This is a genomic window from Enterococcus ureilyticus (assembly GCF_001730315.1).
In the GTDB taxonomy this organism is placed as follows: Bacteria; Bacillota; Bacilli; order Lactobacillales; family Enterococcaceae; genus Enterococcus_L; species Enterococcus_L ureilyticus.
Map to the genome: position 1 here is coordinate 13,682 of NZ_MIKC01000023.1, position 21,344 is coordinate 35,025.

The 21,344-nt window shown below is 35.3% G+C and carries 21 protein-coding genes and 1 pseudogene; 5 read left to right on the forward strand and 17 right to left on the reverse strand.

The window, feature by feature from the left end; all coding sequences use genetic code 11:
• Positions 1 to 53: 53 nt before the first annotated feature.
• From BCR24_RS17110 to rlmH, 6 genes and pseudogenes are all read right to left on the reverse strand, one after another.
• Positions 54 to 657 (reverse strand): annotated as a pseudogene (locus BCR24_RS17110) (type I restriction endonuclease subunit R, EcoR124 family); the annotation flags it as partial.
• Between the two features lie 168 nt (positions 658 to 825).
• The gene (locus BCR24_RS09180) at positions 826 to 1,209 is read right to left on the reverse strand and encodes a hypothetical protein (RefSeq protein WP_069640255.1); all 384 of its coding nucleotides are present in this window, start codon (positions 1,207 to 1,209) and stop codon (positions 826 to 828) included.
• A gap of 10 nt (positions 1,210 to 1,219) precedes the next feature.
• Entirely contained in the window at positions 1,220 to 2,695 is a 1,476-nt protein-coding gene (locus tag BCR24_RS16495) for a T7SS effector LXG polymorphic toxin (RefSeq protein WP_083244366.1), read from the reverse strand.
• 226 nt (positions 2,696 to 2,921) lie between these two features.
• On the reverse strand, positions 2,922 to 3,071 hold the full coding sequence (locus BCR24_RS16885; RefSeq protein ID WP_157804695.1) for a hypothetical protein: 150 nt from the start codon (positions 3,069 to 3,071) through the stop codon (positions 2,922 to 2,924).
• Positions 3,071 to 3,358: a TIGR04197 family type VII secretion effector gene (locus BCR24_RS09190; protein ID WP_069640256.1), complete on the reverse strand. Its 288-nt coding sequence runs from the start codon at positions 3,356 to 3,358 to the stop codon at positions 3,071 to 3,073. The genes BCR24_RS16885 and BCR24_RS09190 overlap by 1 nt, the downstream gene beginning before the upstream one ends.
• A 104-nt stretch (positions 3,359 to 3,462) precedes the next feature.
• Positions 3,463 to 3,942: a 23S rRNA (pseudouridine(1915)-N(3))-methyltransferase RlmH gene (gene rlmH / locus BCR24_RS09195; protein ID WP_069640257.1), complete on the reverse strand. Its 480-nt coding sequence runs from the start codon at positions 3,940 to 3,942 to the stop codon at positions 3,463 to 3,465.
• Between the two features lie 423 nt (positions 3,943 to 4,365).
• Here rlmH and BCR24_RS09200 point away from each other — a divergent pair, with 423 nt between their 5' ends.
• The gene (locus tag BCR24_RS09200; RefSeq protein WP_069640258.1) at positions 4,366 to 5,685 is read left to right on the forward strand and encodes a S1C family serine protease; all 1,320 of its coding nucleotides are present in this window, start codon (positions 4,366 to 4,368) and stop codon (positions 5,683 to 5,685) included.
• A 153-nt stretch (positions 5,686 to 5,838) separates the two neighbouring features.
• Positions 5,839 to 6,123, forward strand: coding sequence for a hypothetical protein (locus tag BCR24_RS09205; protein WP_069640259.1), 285 nt, complete (start codon positions 5,839 to 5,841; stop codon positions 6,121 to 6,123).
• Between the two features lie 249 nt (positions 6,124 to 6,372).
• On the opposite strand, the gene BCR24_RS09210 is transcribed toward BCR24_RS09205, so the two are convergent.
• Both BCR24_RS09210 and BCR24_RS17295 read right to left on the reverse strand, forming a co-directional pair.
• Complete coding sequence (locus BCR24_RS09210) at positions 6,373 to 6,825, reverse strand: universal stress protein (protein ID WP_069640260.1); 453 nt, start codon at positions 6,823 to 6,825, stop codon at positions 6,373 to 6,375.
• Positions 6,826 to 6,957: 132 nt separating this feature from the next.
• Positions 6,958 to 10,380, reverse strand: a complete 3,423-nt coding sequence (locus BCR24_RS17295; RefSeq protein WP_083244368.1) for a Cna B-type domain-containing protein — start codon at positions 10,378 to 10,380, stop codon at positions 6,958 to 6,960.
• Positions 10,381 to 10,968: 588 nt separating this feature from the next.
• On the opposite strand from BCR24_RS17295, the gene BCR24_RS09220 reads away from it, so the two are divergent.
• Positions 10,969 to 11,709, forward strand: a complete 741-nt coding sequence (locus BCR24_RS09220) for a tyrosine-protein phosphatase (protein WP_069640262.1) — start codon at positions 10,969 to 10,971, stop codon at positions 11,707 to 11,709.
• A 162-nt stretch (positions 11,710 to 11,871) separates the two neighbouring features.
• Complete coding sequence (locus BCR24_RS09225; protein WP_069640263.1) at positions 11,872 to 12,261, forward strand: hypothetical protein; 390 nt, start codon at positions 11,872 to 11,874, stop codon at positions 12,259 to 12,261.
• A 304-nt stretch (positions 12,262 to 12,565) separates the two neighbouring features.
• Here BCR24_RS09225 and BCR24_RS09230 read toward each other — a convergent pair whose 3' ends face one another.
• The 6 genes from BCR24_RS09230 to pepA all read right to left on the reverse strand — a co-directional run bounded on the left by BCR24_RS09230 (position 12,566) and on the right by pepA (position 18,094).
• Entirely contained in the window at positions 12,566 to 13,906 is a 1,341-nt protein-coding gene (locus BCR24_RS09230; protein ID WP_069640439.1) for a dihydrolipoyl dehydrogenase family protein, read from the reverse strand.
• Between the two features lie 66 nt (positions 13,907 to 13,972).
• Positions 13,973 to 15,073, reverse strand: coding sequence for a hypothetical protein (locus tag BCR24_RS09235; protein WP_100630471.1), 1,101 nt, complete (start codon positions 15,071 to 15,073; stop codon positions 13,973 to 13,975).
• Between the two features lie 341 nt (positions 15,074 to 15,414).
• A complete protein-coding gene (gene ytpR / locus BCR24_RS09240) occupies positions 15,415 to 16,041 on the reverse strand; it encodes a YtpR family tRNA-binding protein (protein ID WP_069640265.1) in 627 nt (208 codons plus the stop codon).
• A 126-nt stretch (positions 16,042 to 16,167) separates the two neighbouring features.
• Positions 16,168 to 16,629, reverse strand: a complete 462-nt coding sequence (locus tag BCR24_RS09245) for a universal stress protein (RefSeq protein WP_069640266.1) — start codon at positions 16,627 to 16,629, stop codon at positions 16,168 to 16,170.
• A 64-nt stretch (positions 16,630 to 16,693) separates the two neighbouring features.
• Entirely contained in the window at positions 16,694 to 17,008 is a 315-nt protein-coding gene (locus BCR24_RS09250) for a thioredoxin family protein (RefSeq protein WP_069640267.1), read from the reverse strand.
• A 9-nt stretch (positions 17,009 to 17,017) separates the two neighbouring features.
• Positions 17,018 to 18,094, reverse strand: a complete 1,077-nt coding sequence (gene pepA / locus BCR24_RS09255; RefSeq protein WP_069640440.1) for a glutamyl aminopeptidase — start codon at positions 18,092 to 18,094, stop codon at positions 17,018 to 17,020.
• Between the two features lie 238 nt (positions 18,095 to 18,332).
• Between pepA and BCR24_RS09260 the strand changes: the two genes are divergently transcribed.
• Positions 18,333 to 18,674, forward strand: coding sequence for a PepSY domain-containing protein (locus tag BCR24_RS09260; RefSeq protein WP_069640268.1), 342 nt, complete (start codon positions 18,333 to 18,335; stop codon positions 18,672 to 18,674).
• Positions 18,675 to 18,827: 153 nt separating this feature from the next.
• On the opposite strand, the gene trmB is transcribed toward BCR24_RS09260, so the two are convergent.
• From trmB to dat, 3 genes are all read right to left on the reverse strand, one after another.
• A complete protein-coding gene (trmB, locus tag BCR24_RS09265) occupies positions 18,828 to 19,472 on the reverse strand; it encodes a tRNA (guanosine(46)-N7)-methyltransferase TrmB (RefSeq protein ID WP_069640269.1) in 645 nt (214 codons plus the stop codon).
• Positions 19,473 to 19,588: 116 nt separating this feature from the next.
• A complete protein-coding gene (locus BCR24_RS09270) occupies positions 19,589 to 20,368 on the reverse strand; it encodes a phosphotransferase family protein (protein ID WP_069640270.1) in 780 nt (259 codons plus the stop codon).
• A gap of 104 nt (positions 20,369 to 20,472) precedes the next feature.
• Positions 20,473 to 21,342: a D-amino-acid transaminase gene (gene dat / locus BCR24_RS09275; RefSeq protein WP_069640271.1), complete on the reverse strand. Its 870-nt coding sequence runs from the start codon at positions 21,340 to 21,342 to the stop codon at positions 20,473 to 20,475.
• Between the last annotated feature and the right edge of the window lie 2 nt (positions 21,343 to 21,344).

Consider the following 21,344-nt stretch of genomic DNA (forward strand, 5'->3'; position numbering starts at 1 on the left):
TTTAATTATCTTAATTCATCTTCCAATGGTATCACTGCATCATCCAACACCTCTCACCACGCTCGTTTCATCGCTTGTGGGTACTTAAACGGTTTCATTTCTGGATGGATTGACCTGTATTCTTCATAGTTTTTACTTTCTATGACTGCTCCCATATTCGGAATCGGGTCCATCCCGATCATATATTGCATTGCTGAGGATTGAAGCTCTTCTTCTGATGCGAACCATTCGTTGGCAAATGCCTGTATCAGTTGATTTCTTTCTTGAGTAAAGAAATGTCGCTTCAATCTAAAAATATCCTCATTTTCTGGTAATTGATGTTGGTCAATTACCGTTAGGATAGAACGATAGACGTCCTTGACTTGTTCTGTTCTGTTTTGTTTAATTTTTGCAAGGCTTTTTCTAGTTCTTCTCTGACATCCGAACTATTGCATATGTTCCTAATAGTTGGTTAATGTAGGCTGAATCGATGTCGTACAATTTCACTGAAGCATCACTGTAAAATGTAATACCTGAAAAATCTTCCTCCGTTACGTCTGACTCTTCTTCGATTTCGATTAATGAACTCTTCACGGTTTCATAGGTCCCTACTTGCTCCTCTAAAATGGACACTTGTTCTTTCAATGTAGGAGATGCTTCCATCTCATCATATGTAACCTAGATATTAGCAACTTGATTAGTGAGTTTGCACTCACTAGCCAAGACTTTACTATCCGACTTCAATTAGGTAGTAAAGTGCCTTTTTTACTTAATTTTTAAATGATCTTAGATAGTACTTAATCTGATTAATATTGTAACTTGAGGACATCTCATGATCAAAAATTATTATTTACCTAATAAAAAATTTAACTCTTCGTTTGTCCATTTTTGATGTATCAATTCCTTTATCTCATCAGATAATTGTAAAACTTCTTTCCATTCTGATGTCGTTTTTACTGCTTTTACATTCCAAAAAACTTCTCCCCTTTCGAGTTCTAAAAGCTTTGTTTGGAGCTGTTTACTTAGAAGAGAAATATTTCTATCAATTATGTCATTATCTTCTAGTACTTCCCGTGTATATTGACTAAAAGAAGCTGGATAATCAATCGCTAACTCTTCAAATATTTCATGTTTTATTTCCTTGTCTTCTAAATTAAGTGTATTCATACCTAGTCTATTTAAAGAAGAAAGGTAGTATTCAAAAGACTGTTCTGTTGTTAATTTTTCCATTTATCTCACCTCATTTATCTCTTGGTATGATAGTCGCCTTGTCATCAAATGTACGTATATACATATCGTCAACTATCTTAACTCTTCCCGTAGGACCTGTTGCATATCCATAATATGAACCTCCATGTATGCCTCCACCTGCATGATAAAAAATTCTTCCTTCTGAACTATAAAATTCCCAACCCAAACCATTTGAACCATAAGATTTAAATGACCAACCATCTCCTAACATTGATTTAATTTCATTAGGCGTACAACCATATAATCTCTGTGGATTAGTTATTATATCTTCAAAAGAGTTAGGTTTCCATTGGACATTTCCAGCACCATATTTATCTTTAAAGTAATTATTCCAGTCTTTTCCAGATACTGGATTTTCTGCACCAAAATCAGTTTTAGGAGGTTTAGTCCCACTAGATTTCTTTGGAGTTGAAACCTTCGCTTTAGAACCTGCATAAGAAAGCCCCGCCATCATAGCAAGATCATATAGTCCACTATCTTGTGCGAATGCATATCCTGTAGAAATATAGCCACTCAACTGTATAGAACCTTTTGATAGTCCTTCATATTTTTGACCTGTTATATAGGTTTCTCCTCGTCTTAAGGCATCATTCTCTAAATCTCTGATTTTTTTCCAATCGACAATTTGATAATAACTGGGATCTAATTCCGTTCCATGTTGTTCTAAGAAGTTTTGTAATTCACTATTATCAAGTCTGCGGCCATCTTTATCTATAAACCAATTAACTGAAACCTTCCCAGTTACAGGGTCTTCATATGGCCATGCATAAATAGTATAGCCTTCTAGTTTCTTTAAGTTGTTATTAAACGCTTCTTCTTTTTGCTTTGCTTTAGCTACTTCTCTATTTTTCCAACGAGTAGTAATAGCTTTTGCCCAGTTCATATCTAACTTACTGATATCAAAAGTCCCTGTAGAGGCATTCCACGCTTTACAATCCTTTACTTGATTAATCGCTGTATTCAATTCTTGTTGAGAAGAAGTATATTCACTAAAAAAGCTTGTTGACTGAGCGCTGTATGTCCGTAATTTCTCCAGTTTTTCTTTTCGCTTTTGCATGGCCTCATAAGCGTTCATCGAACGTCTTTCTAAGTCTGGTCGCGGCCTTTTCGCATCGCGAATCAAGTCGTCAATCGTGTGTAATAATTCTTGATATTGATCAATCTCTGCTTGAATTTTGTCCTCATCTATATCTTCTCCACCAACAGTAGCCTGATATTCACTTACAAATTTCTTATGCGCACTGGTAAAAGCTTCCGCAGTCATGATAATGGACTGACAAATAGGCGTATACGCCACCATAAAATAATTTTTAGCCGAATCATAGGCTTTACTGGATAAAGGCGCAGACAAGAACAGTTGGATGCTTTGTTGTAAGGAAGACACAGCTTGTTGTGCCTGACTACTAACCTGTGTTGCTTGTAAACTTCTAGCTTGTGCTTCTGACACAATAAATTTAAGTCCCATTCGACATCTCCTTCTCTTCTGTTTTTAAGAAGTTTCGATGTGCTGAATGGACCGAGTCTTCTTTTTCTAACAAGGTTTTACGGTCTTGCGCTAACTGTTCTTGTTCCTCTTCAAATTCTTGTAATGCTTGTCGTGATAAGTGAAAACTATCATCCTGTCGTTCCTCAAAAAAAGCTCTCTCTTCTGATTCTACTTCATTTAGAGATTCCTGATAGATTCGTTGTTCTTATTGTTGTAACGCATAGAATCGTTCTTGTAGTTGTTCAATAAACTGTTGGTCTTTCTTATTATCTCGTTGTGCTTCTTGAAGTTCTTCCAGTTGATTTCGAAACTGGTAGTTTTGATCGTCAAAACGTTGTTGCGAAGTTAACGTCATTACCTTATCCCTCCAATTGAAAGAGTAGGTAACTGCGCAATTTTTTGGTCAATGCGTTCAAACTCTTTCGCAACAGAATTTATATTGTCCCCTGCTTTTACAATACTGTTAGACACACCTTTTAGACTAGATTGAAAGGTTGAAAAACTTTCAATTGCAGTGCTATTACCAGCCACGTTGATTTGTCCAGAGCTGACAGAAACGGATATTCTATTTAATGCACTAGCTGATTGACTAAATGAGGCTGAAACCCCACTGGCAATACTAGAATTACTATTAATCGACATGCTTCACTCTCCTTTTTAACAAGTCATTAACTTTGTGTCTATTTAATTTTACCAAAGAGCATATCTATTTTCTATACTTTTTGTTAATAAGCAAAAAAATATCCCTACTTATGATACGGTTCCCCCCGCATAATCCGAAACCCACGATAAATCTGTTCCACCAAAACTAATCGCATCAACTGATGTGGATACGTCAACTTTCCAAATGACATCTGCTGCTGACTTCTTTTCATTACTGCCTCACTCAATCCAAGTGAACCGCCAATCACAAAAGCCAATTGGCTCTTTCCATTAATGCCAAGTTGATCGATCTCTTTGGAAAATTCCTCACTGCTAAACTGCTTGCCGTTGATTGCTAAAACAAAGACATGATCTTGATCACTGATTTTTGCTAGAATTCGTTCGCCTTCTTTTCCCTTGACTAGCAGCATCTCTGCATCACTTAGATTCTCTGGTGCTTTTTCATCTGCCACCTCGATCATTTCGACCTTTGCATAACTTTGCAGACGTTTTAAATATTCATTGATCCCTTGAACTAAATATTTCTCTTTCAGCTTACCCACAGTAATGATTTTTATTTTCATAGATTTCACGTCTCTTCCTACTTGATTCTTTTACTTGTTAACAATTTTATCATGAATGTTTTGAGTCTTCCACATACTTTCCCACAAAGTTATACACATATGCACAGACTTATCCACAGCTTTATGCTGAATCAGCCTTTATTTCATCGTATTTTGAGATACAAACACATATTCCCATTTGTTTATCCACATTATCCACATTTTGTGGATAACTTTTTCACAGGGGTTTTCCTCTGTTTTTCAAGAGTTCTTCACACTTTATTGTGTATAAGTATTCCAGTAATAATCTTTTTTCATTATTTATATCTGTTTTTCTCCCTAACTTGTTCATAAAAAATTCAAAGCTCTTGGGTAGACTAAAGGTGTCTTGAAAGACTATACTAAATATAACAAATAATGATAATTAAATAGGAGGTTGCTTGTATGCAAAAAAAAGATGTTACACCTAGTTCAGATAAAAAACAAAATGGATTATTCAAAAAATTTGGCATTGGTTTGATTGGTGGGTTACTCGGAGGTGCGTTAGCCTTTGGTGGTGCTTATGCGATCATGGGGCAAAATTCTTCTTCGTCTAATTCCTCTACAACAACTAGTACAGTAAAAGATAATAAAGGCGACACCAAAGTAACCAATGTTAGTTTGGATGTTAATAGTGATGTGACTAAAGCCGTTGACAAAGTCAAAGACTCTGTTGTTTCGGTCATCAACTTACAAAGCCCTAGTCAAAGTAGTGACACTAGCGGTTTCGGTAGTATCTTTGGCGGAAATGACGGCAGCGACTCTAACAGCGCTGAATCCGATGGCAGTGATTTACAAGCGGCCAGTGAAGGAAGTGGCGTGATTTATAAAAAAGATGGTAAAACAGCTTATGTCGTTACCAACAATCACGTAGTAGATCAGGCAAAAGGATTAGAGGTTGTTTTACATGACGGAACAAAAGTGGAAGGCGAATTAGTCGGTACTGATTCTTATACTGACCTTGCCGTAATCAAAATTTCTTCTGATAAAGTGGATTCAATTGCTGAATTCGGCAATTCTGATAACTTGAAAATCGGTGAACCAGCTTTAGCGATTGGTTCTCCATTAGGTTCAGCATATGCGAACTCCGTAACGCAAGGGATCATTTCTTCATTAAACAGAAATATCCAAAATGAAAACAATGGGCAAGCGATCAATATTAATGCCATCCAAACAGATGCAGCGATCAACCCAGGAAATTCCGGTGGTCCTTTAGTAAATATTGAAGGGCAAGTGATTGGGATCAACTCAGTTAAAATCGTTCAATCTGAAAGCCAAGTCAGTGTTGAAGGTATGGGCTTTGCGATTCCAAGTAATGATGTAGTAAGCATCATCAATCAATTGGAAAAAGAAGGCAAAGTGACTCGTCCAGCATTGGGAATCACAATGGAAGAATTAACAAATGTTTCAACACAACAAAGAAAAGAAATCTTGAAGCTTCCTGATACTGTTCAAATGGGCGTACTTGTTCGTTCTGTTCAGACAGCAACACCTGCCGACAAAGCAGGACTTGAACGATACGACGTTATCACTAAAATCGATGACAAGGATATTGATTCTGTCACTGACTTACAAAGCGCACTTTACAAGAAAAAAGTCGGCGACAAGATGAAAGTTACCTTCTATCGTGATGGAAAAGAACAAAGCGTAGATGTTGATTTAACTATCGATCAATCCGCACTTAAACAAAACTCATCCAACTCAGATAATTCTCAAAATCCATAATTTCAGTTAAATAAAACTAGGTTGTATTCTTTTCAATGACATGAAAAAGTACAGCCTAGTTTTTTGCTTTATTCATAAAGCTTTATAGGAGGAATAAATCAAAGAATATTGTAGAATAAAGATACAGTAAAAATATTGAAAGAGGGATGCACTATGGCTCACAAATTGCGCGAAAAATGGGATAAATTATTTGGTAAAAAATACGATTTAGATACAGTAAAAAATGCGAAGCATGATGAAAATGGACATTTCATTACAGGTGATGGTTTGAATACTGAGGTTTTGGGTCACCGTTCTATAGAAGATTTAAATGCCATGATGGATGCAGATTGGAATACCTTTTTAAATGATAGTACTTTGTTTACCTCTTTAGAAGAAGGAGAACAAGATAAAGTTCGTTCAAATGGGCCTAGTTTTGCTGAATATAACGGCGACTAGCAAATGTAAGTAAAGTCTATATATCGAATCTACACGTTCTGATGTCGCTGAATAATCACCGACATCTTTTTTTATGAAACTAATTACAGATAAAACTCCTCATCAGTACAGCTAAGATAGCTCTAAAAAGAGTCTGGGACATAACTCTACGAGTTATATCTCAGACTCAAAGAATCCGTATAGACGGTGGGAGCAGAAGCAACCACTTCAAGCTATTTTATTCACGTTTAAATTTAACATATATCGGGATCATCTCAAAATAAGTAGATTACTAGTCGTATTCTTTATAACATGTTTTGCGACAGATTCTAGTTCTCTTTTAGACAATAATTCATCATAGCTACCTAGGACGATTAAATCCATACTATTTTTTTCGATATATTTATTGATAAAAGATTTTGTACTGCCACTATAAATTGTAGTCACCAATTTGTCTACGCCTTCGGCTTTGACTTTCGAAATAACCTTATCCACATCTTTTTGATAATTTTCGTCATTCTCTTTAATCATATCATATTCATAAGGCATATACATTCCACTATCATATGGTAGATAATTCAGTTGTTCAAGCGCTTCTATTTCAGGTTTGTTAATTAATAAATGAAGTTCAGAATTTTCTCTTTGCGACATAGTAATGACTTCAGCTAATACTCCATTTGGTTCTCCAAATACATCAACTACTGTTACTATTTTTTTATACATAAAATTCACCTCAAATTTTTTCTTAAGTATACCATTCATTTGAAATTTATACCTTTAATACAACTTTATATTGCTTTTATTATCTCTTATTTAAGGATTAATTTTTGCGATCCGTATTTTTTTCTAATCAATTCACTTATGGTATTTTACCTTTTTTAAGCCTACATACCCCACAATTACTATCAATAGTATTCCTATTGCATAGAAAATCCAACTAATTTTTTCTCCTGTTGCTGGATAATCTTTATTAAGGCTATTTTTACTTGGCGTTTCAGGATCACTACCCTTTACTCCATTTTTGGGTATATGCGTATTTGTAATAATAATGTTGCCGACATTTCCGGCGTTGATTGTTACGTCGTATCCCTTAATATTTCCTACTTCTTTTACACTGTAGACGATTGGTTGTCCCTTGTTTTTCTCTGCCAAATCAGTCCAAGTCGTTGTCCAGTTATTGCCTTCATTTAAGGTAACTTCTTCTCCTGACTTTTCACCATCCGCGTATAATTGGACCTTGATACTGTCGGGACGTATGCCATCTTGATTGTTTCCATCATTCCACGATTTCGTTACTGTTACACTGGTTTTGCCTGGTGTATAATGATTCGTAATAGTTGTTCCTTCTATACTTGTCGAATACTCTGGTACATCATTTTCTGTTACAGTATAAACGATCTCTTGCCCATCTTTATATTTAGGTAAGTTATCAAAATGGTATGTCCAGTTATCTTTTTCCGTTACTTCTTTTGAGTCAACTGGTGCTCCGTTGGCTAACAGGTTTACTGTTATCGTTGTTGGACGTTTACCGTCTTGATCGTTTTTATCATCCCATATTTTTGTTCCACTGATCTCTGTTACCTCTGGGATATGGGTATTTGTAATAATAATGTTGCCGCTATTTTCGGCATTGACTGTTTTATTGTATCCTTCGATACTTCCTACTTCTTTTACACTGTAGACGATCGGTTGTCCATTTTTTTTCTCTGCCAAATCAGTCCAAGTCGTTGTCCAGTTATTACCTTCATTTAAGGTAACTTCTTCTCCTGACTTTTCACCATCCGCGTATAATTGGACCTTGATACTGTCGGGACGTATGCCATCTTGATTGTTTCCATCATTCCACGATTTCGTTACTGTTACACTGGTTTTGCCTGGTGTATAATGATTCGTAATAGTTGTTCCTTCTATACTTGTCGAATACTCTGGTACATCATTTTCTGTTACAGTATAAACGATCTCTTGCCCATCTTTATATTTAGGTAAGTTATCAAAATGGTATGTCCAGTTATCTTTTTCCGTTACTTCTTTTGAGTCAACTGGTGCTCCGTTGGCTAACAGGTTTACTGTTATCGTTGTTGGACGTTTACCGTCTTGATCGTTTTTATCATCCCATATTTTTGTTCCACTGATCTCTGTTGCCTCTGGGATATGGGTATTTGTAATAATAATGTTGCCGCTATTTTCGGCATTGACTGTTTTATTGTATCCTTCGATACTTCCTACTTCTTTTACAGTATAGACAATCGGTTGTCCATTTTTTTTCTCTGCCAAATCAGTCCAAGTCGTTGTCCAGTTGTTGGCTTCATTTAAGGCAACTTCTTCTCCTGATTTTTCACCATCCGCATATAATTGGACCTTGATGCTGTTGGGACGTATGCCGTCTTGATTGTTTCCATCATTCCACGATTTTGTTACTGTTACACTGGTTTTGCCTGGTGTATAATGATTCGTAATAGTTGTTCCTTCTATACTTGTTGAATACTCTGGCACATCATTTTCTGTTACAGTATAAACGATCTCTTGCCCATCTTTATATTTAGGTAAGTTATCAAAATGGTACGTCCAGTTATCTTTTTCCGTTACTTCTTTTGAGTCAACTGGTGCTCCGTTGGCTAACAGGTTTACTGTTATCGTTGTTGGACGTTTACCGTCTTGGTCATTCTTGTCATCCCATGTTTTTGTTCCACTGATTTCTGTTACCTCTGGGATATGGGTATTTGTAATATTCATCCCATCACTAATTGCTGTATAATTAGGAACGGAATTTTCTGTCACTGTATAGTCAATCTCTTTTCCCTCTTTATATTTAGGTAAATCAGAAAATTCATATGCCCATCCTTCATTTTCTGTAACATTCTTTGTTTGAATTATTTCTCCATCTGCTAATAAATTGACCACAATAGATGAGGGGCGTATCCCATCTTGATTATTTCCATCTTCCCATGATTTGACTCCTTTTAGGTCAACTGTTTCAGGTTTATACGTATTGGTTAAAAGGATAGCTTTTCCTTCATCAGTCGAATTTATACTCAAATCATATTTTGAATCAAGTTCTTCTCTAGCCGTATAATATAGAGGATTTCCATTATTATCTTTTATTGGTAAGTTCCCCCAGATATACTCCCAGCCATTTTCTTCATTTAGCTCTTGTACCTCACCAAATTTAGTTTCATTGCCTTGTGTCAGGCTTTCGTTACTTGTATGCGTGTATGGTTTATCGCTCTGATATAATTGTACAGGTAAATTCAATGGACGTATGCCATCTTGATTATTTGAATCATCCCAATTTTTCAATACTGAAAAAGATGTTTCGGATAAATCTAAATCAATACTGGTTCTGGTAGTTAATGTCCTTTCAATTGGTTGGTATCCACCGAGTGGTTGAACTCCACTTGAAATAAATACCAAATAGTAGGGATGTCTAGTCGTGAGCAGTGTATCTATATTAAAATAAATGACCGTATCATCGGCTTTATCTTTATCAATTAGGTCTTTCGGTATATCTATAGAGATTGTTCGCTTATCGTAGTCTTTATTAATTGTAGTATCTTTCGTAATATCGGTTATTTTAGAATTCTTATAGAGTTGTACCCCTATATTTATCTCTTCATCTTTTACTTGAAGTAATTTTTCTGTTTCTTGATCGATATTGTCTTCAAATTGCAATAAGTAATTATAATTTGTCCCATCGTCACCGTTTGGAATAATCTCTTTTGCGTTGATTTCAACGTTATTTATTTTGTTGATTACTTCTTGATACGAGGTATCATCGTTGGTCTTTGTTTGCGCTTCTGTGTATAGATCTTTTATTAAAGGATTTGATTCAATTAACTTATTATCAAATTTTCCTCCAGTTAATTTCCAAATAACAACTTGTATTGCAGCATATCTAGTTAACTCGTTTGCATCACGATATCCTTCAACATTTGGTACAGAATTCTGTGTATCTTGATTTTCGTAGAAAGTTTGCATCAACCATAGTACTGAGCCAGATATTTTTTTGTTCATATCTACTTTATAATCTTGACCTGATGGATAGTATTTACTTTCGTCCAAACAAAAATATAAATTTTTATCATTATCGACAATCGTATATAATCTAGAATTCAATAAATTCAAATTAACTAGCTTAACATCAGGATTACCTTTTAAATTCGTATCTAAACGAACATTTTTAATTGGTTCTGGCGGCAAAATAGTCGCCTCCGCCTTGGCAACTTTAGGCAAACAAATAAAACTAAAGAAAATCAACAATAAATATATGCATTTCTTCATCTTTTCATCTTCTTTCTTTTTATAATTACATATAAATGGAATAGCATCTGATTTTCAATAACATTTCCAAAGTAATTTTTAAATTAAACATTTTTATAATTCACTAGACTATTCATGTTCTTTTATTAAAATCTACTCGCTATTAAAACGTTATTGAAAATCTTACTTCGCATCAAACATTTCAGATTATACATTATCTTTAAAAATTATAAAAACCGGACACTCGTTATTTAATTATCACATCATGAAATGAAGTTTTCTCTTTCCTAGATTTTTAGAGTATCATCTGATTAACTAACTATTCAATATTAATATTTAATTTTATAATATTTTTAATTTAATTTCAAAATAACTGTTTTTATCATAAAAACGACTGATACCAAAGGAGTTTCATCACCAATCAACATTTGTTTTTTTAAATATATTTTAAAAAATTAAAATTAACACTCATCTTACTTCTATAAAAATAAAATATTAATTTTTTATAAAGAGTCTCTGCTATTAACTATTTCATCTGTCTATTTATTTTACATCCACAAATATCGAGAGTATTATTACATATACAAATTATGTAGAAAGGTGTTTACTATGATAACAAATTTAAGAGATATAGGTGGCATTACCGTACCTACAGGAACTTTAAAAGAAGGATATTTCTATCGAAGTGGTCAGTTAGTTGGATTAGAGAAAAAAGATATTCTATTTTTAGAGGACGATTGTAGAATCAAAAAGGTCTATGATTTTAGAAACAAAACAGAAATTTCAGAGCAGCCAGATATGGATATGAACAACATTGCAATAGAGAATATTGATATATTAGCATCTGAGGATTCATCTAGCATCGCTTCTTTACAAGGAATGTTAAATATTGACCAAAGTGACGTCGAAAAAGCGATGTTTGAAACCTATGAGGAACTTGTAGTCAGTGCTTCTGCACTGTCTGGTTATAGTAAGTTTCTTACGGAAATTTTAGAAGACAATCAACCTATTTTATTTCATTGTTTTGCCGGGAAGGATCGTACTGGATTTGCAGCTGCTCTTATTTTAAAAATAGCTGGTGCCTCTGATCAAAGTATCATGGACGATTATCTAAAAACAAATGAATCTAGAAAATCAGCAAATAAACAAATCATTGACTCACTGAAAAGCAAACTTACTGAACAACAACTAAACGCTTTGGAACTTGCTTTAAATGTTGATAAAACGTATTTATGTCACGCAAAAAAAGTTTTAGAAGAGCATTTTGGTTCTTTTGACAATTATTTACTTAAGGGATTAAAACTAGATACTGATTATGTAGATCAATTCAGAAAAAAATTTATTGTTTAGCTAGTTGTTGAACATAATCTATCTCATAAAACGAGGTTGAGATAGTTGTTTCTGTCTCCACCACTTATTCGAGTTGCTTAAGTCATAGGAAAATGTCTCATCCTCGTTTTAATTAATGTACTCCCCATAAAAAAGATCTGCTAGCGAACGGATGGTTATAAAGTGAAGGAAGAATTAAAAGACATCATTTCATATATTCCAATTATTTTTGTTCTTGCATATATCTTATTGTTAGCAGATAAAACAGCTAAAATAGGTGTCTTTGGTACGATGATTACATTGTTGATAAACACTGATAATTATGAACTAAAGTATAAAAAAAAAATAAGTGAATCTACTAAATTGAAAATTTTAAAGTTTAAAAATATTGCACTAACCTTTTATTGCAGTTGCTACATAACTGGGATTATAAATATTTTCATTACAAACGCTACTCTCCATACAGTAGTAAATTTAGTATTTCCTAGTATATTTTTTTTGATTATCTGGTTATATGTTCAGAAAATAATCCCTACAACGATTGACTATATGGAAAAAAACAGAAAAAAATAACAATGTTATGATTTTTAATTTTTTCGTCGTAATCGTAACAAAGCAATTCCTGTTAATAAGTTTTTCTATGAATACCAACTATTGTCAAGGCTGATATAGATAGTCGTAAATCTTGATAATAAAAAAAGGTACCTGCATAGTGCATTCTTACTACAGCACAATCAACCTGATCTCCTTAGATACACGTACACGCTAGCATTCATCTTGTTATTCTCCTCACTGAAAAGTGAAGGAAATCCAAAGATTATCGTACTTACTTCAATCTTTGAATTTCCTTCACTCGCATCTATTTTTCCATATTATTTTAATGATACGCTCTTAACACATCATTCGCTAATGATGGGTAAGCAAAAATAATTTTTTTCAGCTCTGCTTTAGTCCATCCCGCATGCAATGCCATCGTAAAATAATTAATAAACAAATCCGCTTGATTACTTAAGCTAGTTGCACCAACTATTCTATTATCACTTTTCTGATATATAACTTTTACTAACGCAATAGCGTCATTATTTTTTTTATATTCTAGCCAATCAGTCATATCGATCGTTTCAACGCTATATAGCTCTTGATTTTCTTTGGCGTGGGAAATTGAGATGCCTACTTGGGCTAATTTAGGTTGACTAAAGGTGGACATCACTGATAATGGATAGTCTATGTTTTTCAGCCCATCTCCGGTCAAATGTTCGACTAAATAGTCTGCCTCCCAAACTGCATATGTAGCTAGTTTTGGTACAGGAGTGTTACTACAATCTCCACATGCATATATAGTTGATATGTTGGTTGTTAGATACTCATCGACGACAATACCGTGTTGATCTGTTTCAATCCCGATCGTTTCAATTCCTAAATCAGATATATTTGGTATTCTACCAGCAACACAATAAATAGCATCCGCTTGATACTCGATACCTTTAGCCGTTATGGCACTATAATTGTCTTGATTTTTTTTTACTGCAATAAGCTGTTCATCAAAATGATAGTTTATTCCACGACTTTTATTCAACTCAATCAGTTTATAAACAAGTTCTTGGTCAAAGGCAGCTAAGGCTCGCTCATCATGCTGAAGTACAGTTACTTCTGTATCGAAAGCTTCAGCAATGGTCATAAAGGCGAATGCGATAATCCCAGCCCCGATAAAAATTACTTTCTTCGGCAATTCTTTTTGCGTCAAAAAATCAGTACTGTCTTTTAAATAATCGCTACCTTCAATTTGTAATGTTCTACTTTTTGCACCTGTTGCTATCACAAATTTTTCCCCTTCATATTGAGAGCCAGCTACTTCAATATGATGCTCATCCACAAATATTGCTTCTCCATAAATTGTATCGATTCCAACCTTTCGCAATGCTGTTTCATGCTCTAATGATTCAGTATTCTCGAGTGAATCTATATAGGCCATAGCTGACTGCCAGTTGGGCGTTAGTTCATTTACCGCACCTGTTTTGGCTAGTTGCTGTGCAGTGAGTTTTAGCTCTGCAAAAGCAACCAACTCTTTTTTTCGAGTACTACCGTAGTTTGCAACCGCACCACCAAACTTGTTAGCTTCGACAATAGCAACACTCAACCCTTTTTTATTTAGTCCGTAAGCAATCGTCAAACCACTTAACCCACTTCCAATAACAATCACATCATACGATTTTGTCATATGCTCACTTTCCCATCTAGTTAATTTTAGCTCTTTACTGATAAACATTCTCTTTTAGTGATTTTATTATTCTTGAAGCAATTTTTTGGTATCAATCCTTAAAACTCGATCAACCCACACTTTTTCGTTTTCTCGATAAGGTTTAGCAGCAGACTCAAAAATCGCATATATTTGTCCTTCACTTGCTGATACTTGTTCTGCATGAGCTGGTAGATCAACCACCTTCTCTATATCATTATCTAAAAAACTTTTTTTGTTTGTATCATAATTAAATAGTAGTAACTTAGAGTTTTTGAACGCACCATAAGATTGAGTAACAACTAGTTTATCTTCAACAAACGTAATTCCTTGTAACTCTTTAACGATTGTTTTATTTGTTTTGCTTTTATCTGTATCCATAGTTGTGTGGATTACTTGCTCCGAAGCCAATTGCCCTGTCATTTTCCCTCTTTCATCTACAGGGTACTGTTCTAACTTGCCATCTGATTGACTATCAAAATAGCCGACATATATATTTTTATTTGAATACGTAATGACTGACGCCCTTTTTACTTGTGGTAATTCTACTCGTTGTGTGTACTTAATTGGTTGAAGCGTATTTTTTAATACATAGTTTTCTATACTGTCCATCGGAATTGCAACAATTTCTGCTCGATCTTTATGGCGAGCACAAACCCAGACATTTTTTGCAATCGGATCATATGTGATCCCTCCGACATGGGGGTAACCTTCAAGAACCACTGTTTTTATATACTGATGAGTATTCTTATCCAACACATAAAAAACTGAATTATGTTTATGTTCATGACAATAAGAAGAAATAAGTATGTAATCGCCTGCCATGGTGACTCCTTGTGGTGTCATAGAATCGCATTCAACGATTGTTTTTGCCTGATCATTTTCAAGTGTTGTTGTACTAAGTAACCCTGGTATCACATACATACCATCCTCTTTTTTTCCCTTTTGGGATTCGACAGCTAAATCATACAATTCTGAATATTCGATGATCGCTTCAGCCTGTTGTTCGTAAGTTTTATAAATAGCAGGTGTTACATTGGTCATCACTTTTCCTTGTTTATCTATTTTTGTTGATCCTGTCGAGTCATGTTCTTTATTGATTTTAGAACAACCAGAAAAAATAGTTATGCATAAAAGAAACAATATCATTTCCTTAAATCGAGTCTGAATAAAATCTCCTCCATTTCCAAATGCTCTACAATTCTTTCATTTCTTTCATTCTATGTAAAAAAATGATAAGTTGCAAATCAAATGTCATCACTTTTTAGAAAGACTCGTCTTCATCTGTACCATAAAACATTTCTTTATTTATTGTTCAAGTATTTTTTTACTTAAATATATTGATTAGGGACAATACATACACATTATTAGAAATTGAAACAATAGATCCAGCATGATTAAATCAAAACGTACAATCAGCATAAATAAACAGGGACTGGAAGAAAACAAAATGTGTTTTCTTCCAGTTCCTAAAAAAATAATAACTATAATTAGGCACGTTTATTTCCTACTGGAAATGCTTCGCCAACTACTGCATCAAAAGGTAATTCTAAAATCCCTTTTTTCGTAGGTGCATCCGGTAAACGTAATTCTCCAGCTGAGCAGATCATGCCAAAACTTTCCACACCGCGTAATACGCCAGGCCAGATCATCAAGCCATCTGGCATCATTGCACCAGGTTTAGCTACTACGACTTTTTGCCCTGCTTTGATATTCGGCGCTCCACAAACGATTTGTAAGACTGTACCATTATCTACTTCTGTTTGAGTGATTGATAAATGATCAGAATCAGGATGCTTTTTGCATGATTTTACAAAACCGATCACGATTTTAGGCTCATTTTCAGTAGCTACTGTTTCAGAAAAACCTGTTTTAGCAAGTTCCTCGTTTAATTTAGTCACTTGTTCTTCGGTCAATTCTATTTGACCGCTGCCTTCAATTTCACCTAATATGGTGGATACTTCAAATATGTTCCAAGCAACGACTTGCCCGTCTTCAAGCAAGCTAACCCTTGCCACATTTCCTTTTCGTTCCACACGATTTTCTTGTCCTTTATCATCTGCTACGATGACCATCAAGACATCGCCGACATGTTCCTTGTTATAAGCAAAAATCATTTTTCAAATTCACTCCATTTTTATCATTTTTCAAGATACTCTCTTATAATATATCTTCTGTTCTGTCTTAACAAAAAAATGAAACAAAACGGTTACGCTTTGCTTCACCAATTTTATCTTCGATAGTTATTTTTTATTTGCTTCAGGATGAACAATCAACACATCACATGGTGCATGGCGGATGATATAACTACTGACACTTCCCATCATTAAACGCTCTACGGCATTTAACCCTGACTGACCAACCATGATCAAATCAACAGCATATTTTTCAGGTAAGTCTTGGCACATCACTTCTTTTGCTGAACCATACGTTACAACAGGTTCAATCTGAGAAAAATCAATGCTTTTAGCATATGCTTTACAGTCATCCAGTAGTTCTTTAGCATTTTCTGTTTCTTGATCTAACAAACTATCATTCAAAGAAGAATAACCCATCATTGTATAGACTTTATTTTCTATAACATGAGCGACAATCACACGACCACTGTTTCGTTTAGCGACTTCAATTGCTTGTTGATAGGCTAACTTCCCTTGCTCACTGCCATCTACACCAACTAAAATAGTTTTATATGTTTGTGTTAACATCGTATCCATCTCCCGATTGTTTTATTTTATCTCTTGAATCGGCTCGTTATTGTTGAGTCTAAACTTAACTGACACTTTTTAAAAAGGTTACGATTTCTTCTTTCGTTTTACGGTCTTTATTGACTAAACGGCCTAACTCTTTCCCTTGGTCTGTCACAACAAAACTTGGGATCCCAAAAATAGTCCACTCAGAAGCAAGCTCCATAAACTTATCACGGTCTACCTCAATAAAACGAAACGCGGAAAATTCAGCTTCGATTTCTGGCATTACCGGCTTGATATAGCGGCAATCCCCGCACCAATCTGCCGTAAAGAAAAAGACGCTTTTTCCTTCTGATACATAGCCCGCAAGCTCTTCATAAGATGTTGGAATAATCATAAACCATCCCTACTTTCCGTAAATGATCGTATTAACGGTTGTTTTATCTAGACCTTTTAGCACTTGGATCAGCATTTCACGTGCTGCCTCAAAGTCTTTGATATTGAACATCGTTTGATGAGTATGGATATAACGTCCACAAACGCCAATCACGGTACTTGGTACACCATTGTTTGTTGTATGAGCCGCACCTGCATCCGTTCCACCTTTAGACACAAAATATTGGTACGGGATGTTATGTGTTGCTGCTGTGTCTAATAAATATTCACGTACACGAGGTAATGTGATCATTCCTGGATCGTAAATACGTAATAATGTTCCTTCACCTAAATGACCGTAAGTGCCTTTTTTTGTTTGGATATCATCTGCGGCAGAACAATCTACCGCGAAGAATAAATCTGGATTAAATTTATGAACAGAAGGTTTCGAACCACGTAAACCAACTTCTTCTTGAACGTTAGCACCAGCAATCAACGTATGGCCTAATTGTTCATTTTGCAACGCTTCTAATGCTTCTAATACTAAGGTACAACCATAGCGGTTATCCCAAGATTTACTGATAATATTTTTACCGTTAGCTGTTTTGATTGTTTCGGTTTGCGGCACGATTGAATCACCAGGGCGCACACCAAAGCTTTCCGCTTCTTCTTTTGATTCAAAACCAGCATCAAATAACACATCAGCTACCTCTAGCTGTTTTTGACCGCTTGTGCCACGTAATAAATGCGGCGGTACTGAAGAAGAAATACATGGATAATTGCCTTTGCTTGTTTTTAAAGTAAAGCGCTGTGCGGATACCACATAAGGGTTCCAACCGCCTAAGGGAACAACCTGAAATAAGCCATTGTCTTTGATTTGTGTCAACATAAAGCCAACTTCGTCCATGTGAGCGGCAACCATGACGCGTGGTGCATCTTGTTCTTTCGCTCTTTTTAGACCAAAAATCCCACCTAAACCATCATATTGAAGCTCGTCTACTAATGGGGCCATATTTTTTTTCATATAGGCACGAATATCATCTTCAAATCCGCTTGTTCCTTGTAGTTCTGTTAACTCTTTGATGCGTTGAAAAGTTTTTTCTTCCATCGTTGTATTATCTGCCCATTCTCCTGCTTCGGAGCAACTATTCTTTTTTGCTGAAAATAACATGAGATTCAAACAAAAACGGCAGATACTCCTTTCATATGATTTCACATTCATTATAACGCAAAAATTTTCAATTGCCCACGTTTTTTGTTTTTCGATATTTTCATACAATGTGTTAGAATAGAGATAAAGCTAATGAAATTTGGCAACCATTTGAAATACTCGGAGGTTATTCCCCATGAATGAAGAAAATGAATTAAGCTATTTTAAAGGCGGCTTAGCGCTTGGTGTCAGTCTTGGCATCATAAGCGGAATCGCTTCAACTTTATGGTATCAGAAAAAGAAAACATTAGATGCGGATTTAGTTTTAGAAAACGTCAAGGAGGCTTTTTTGCAAGAAGGTCCAATTGAAGGTTCATGGATCGAATTCGAGAAAAAACCATTACGTAAATTTGCCGTTCATTCAAAAACCTATAATGGTGGCATTTCACGTTTAGAAGATGGCGTTATGGTTCAATATGAGTTTATTGCGGATGCCTTTACAGGAACTGTGATCGACGTCAAGCGAATCAAGGATTAAACGCAAAAGAATGATTGAAACCAGCACATTGCTCGACATGTGGTTTCAATCGTTCTTTTTTAGTCTTTATAGTTAATTGCTTATATTTGGGAAAAATAAAAAAGGACCACATAGCACGACATATCTGTCAGACTATATACCCTTTTTTTAAAATTATTTAGATTGAAACCTTGCCTCAACTCGATAAATCGGCTGACCTTTAGCAGAAAATTTTTCTTCATACTCTGTCATAATATTGCCTTCATAGTCGCTTGCATGTAAATCCAGCCAAACTTGTTCCAAAATCATGCCATATTTTGAAAAACTACTCAATGAATATTCAAACAATCCGCGATTATCCGTTTTAAAATGAATTTCACCATTTGGTTTTAAAATTTCTTCATCTGTCGCCAAAAAAGTTTTAAATGTTAAACGACGCTTTTCATGGCGAGTTTTCGGCCATGGATCTGAGAAGTTCAAGTAAATTTGATCCACTTCATTTTCAGCAAAATATTGCGTCAATTCTTCTCCATTGACATGAAGTAATTGTAAGTTAGGCAATTCCTCTTCTAAGGCCTTTTCCAAAGCAATTGAAAGCACACTCAGTTGCATGTCAATCCCAATATAATTGATTTCTGGGTGTGCTTTTGCCATACCTACTACAAATTGTCCCTTGCCAGAACCAATTTCAATATGGATTGGGTGAGTATTCCCAAAACGTTCTGCCCAACGTCCCTGCCACTTTTCAGGCTCATCAACAACTAATTCAGGATGACTAGCCAACAGTTCTGCGGCTCCAGGCCTTTTTCTCATTCGCATATTTTATGTTTCCTTTCTTCATAACAAATTTTAAGAGGGTAGAACAAAACCAAGATCGTTCTGCGCTGCCCTCTATTATTCAAGTAACGAATAGACCGACACTCTATGCGCTCTCTTTAATACCCAAAAGCTCGTTTCAACTTCAAAATTTCTGCATTCATTTCCCGTCTTTCTCCTAATTGATGATGCCGGAGAATTTCTTGTAGAAAATTAAATAACGCATACCATTTGATTCGTGTCAAAGCTTCCTCGCTTGGGCGCATACCGTAAGACAACAGCCATTTATTCCAGCTCCCCTGCGGAACGTAATGTCCTAGCAACATCCCCAAATCTAAAGCTGGATCAGCAATCATTACTGAATCCCAATCAACTAAATACAAATAATTATTAGAGACGATCCAATTGCGATGGTTTACATCACCATGAACGACCATATAATTATGAATAGAATAATTTGGTATATTTTCTTGTAGGTAGTGATACACCCTAGCAAGATATGAATTATTTTGAAGTTCTTTAGGCAATTTCTCATCATACCCTTGAAGCATCATCGCAGGTGTTTGAATCTGACCGCCGATTTTTTCCAGCATGCTTTTCAGCATATGCGAATGGTGTAAATGATAAAGGACATCCACAACGTCATTTCTTTGACCGATTTCTTGGGCTTTCAGTACTTGACCATCCAGCCATTCTTGTGCTGTTAAAATATCGCCTGTCACTGTTCGTTTTGTCCAAACTAGCTTAGGGGCAATTCCTTCTTTAGACAATGCAGCCAAAAGAGGAGAAGTATTTCGTTTAATAAATACTCTTTCAGTCGCACGTATACCCATGAAAGTTTGGCCAGTTGCGCCTTTTATTGGCTGCAAGCGCCATTCCTTATCCAACTGAAATGCCATGGAAATTATCTCCTATCCTAACAACTTCTAATAAATTATTACAGTAAGTATCATTTTAGCTTCCATAGCGTTTAACGTCAAGCATCTCTCTTGTTCTTTTAACATTAATCGTTACTTTTTGAAGTACCACACACTGCCTCAACACCTGCAATATAAGCATTTAATAGTTGTTTCGTGATTTTGCCAGGTTTTCCTGTTCCTACGATATGATCGTTCACTTTTACGACAGGCACGATTTCTGTTAATGAACCAGACACGAAACATTCATCCGCGTTAAATAACTCTTCTTCATAAACAGCTTCTTCTTTAACTGGAATTTCTAATTCTCTAGCCAGTTCTAGAATTTTCTTTTTCGTGATACCAGGCAAAATCAAATTTCCGTCTGGATGTGTATAGATAGTTCCGTCTTTCACTACCCAAAAATTCGCCGCTGAAGCTTCTGTTACTTTACCATCACGAACCAGTACTGCATCATCAAATCCTTTTTGGCGAGCCTCATCCAAGGATAATATATTGCCCATTAAACTTAATGACTTGATATCGCAATGTAGCCACCGTGTATCAGGAACAACCGCAACTGTGATGCCTGTTTCCATTTTTCCCAGCGGACGTTCATATGATCTGATATTCGCTGTTAAGACCCCTCTGACTTTTTTGGGATCAGGTAGAGCATGATTTCTTGGTGAGTCGACGCCGCGTGTTACTTGGAAATAAAGTTTCCCTTCACGGATTCCTTCAATGTCGACCAGTTTCTTTAAATTAGTTGCTAATTTCTCTTTTGAAAAGGGCAATTGCATTCTGATTTTTTCTGCACCACTCCATAATCGATCTAAATGTTCTTCCATCATGTACAGGTGACCATTATAAACACGAACTACTTCATATAGCCCATCACCATATTGATAACCACGGTCTTCTATATCGATTTTTACTTCTCCACGCTCAACAATTTGATCATTCCATAAAATATGCATCA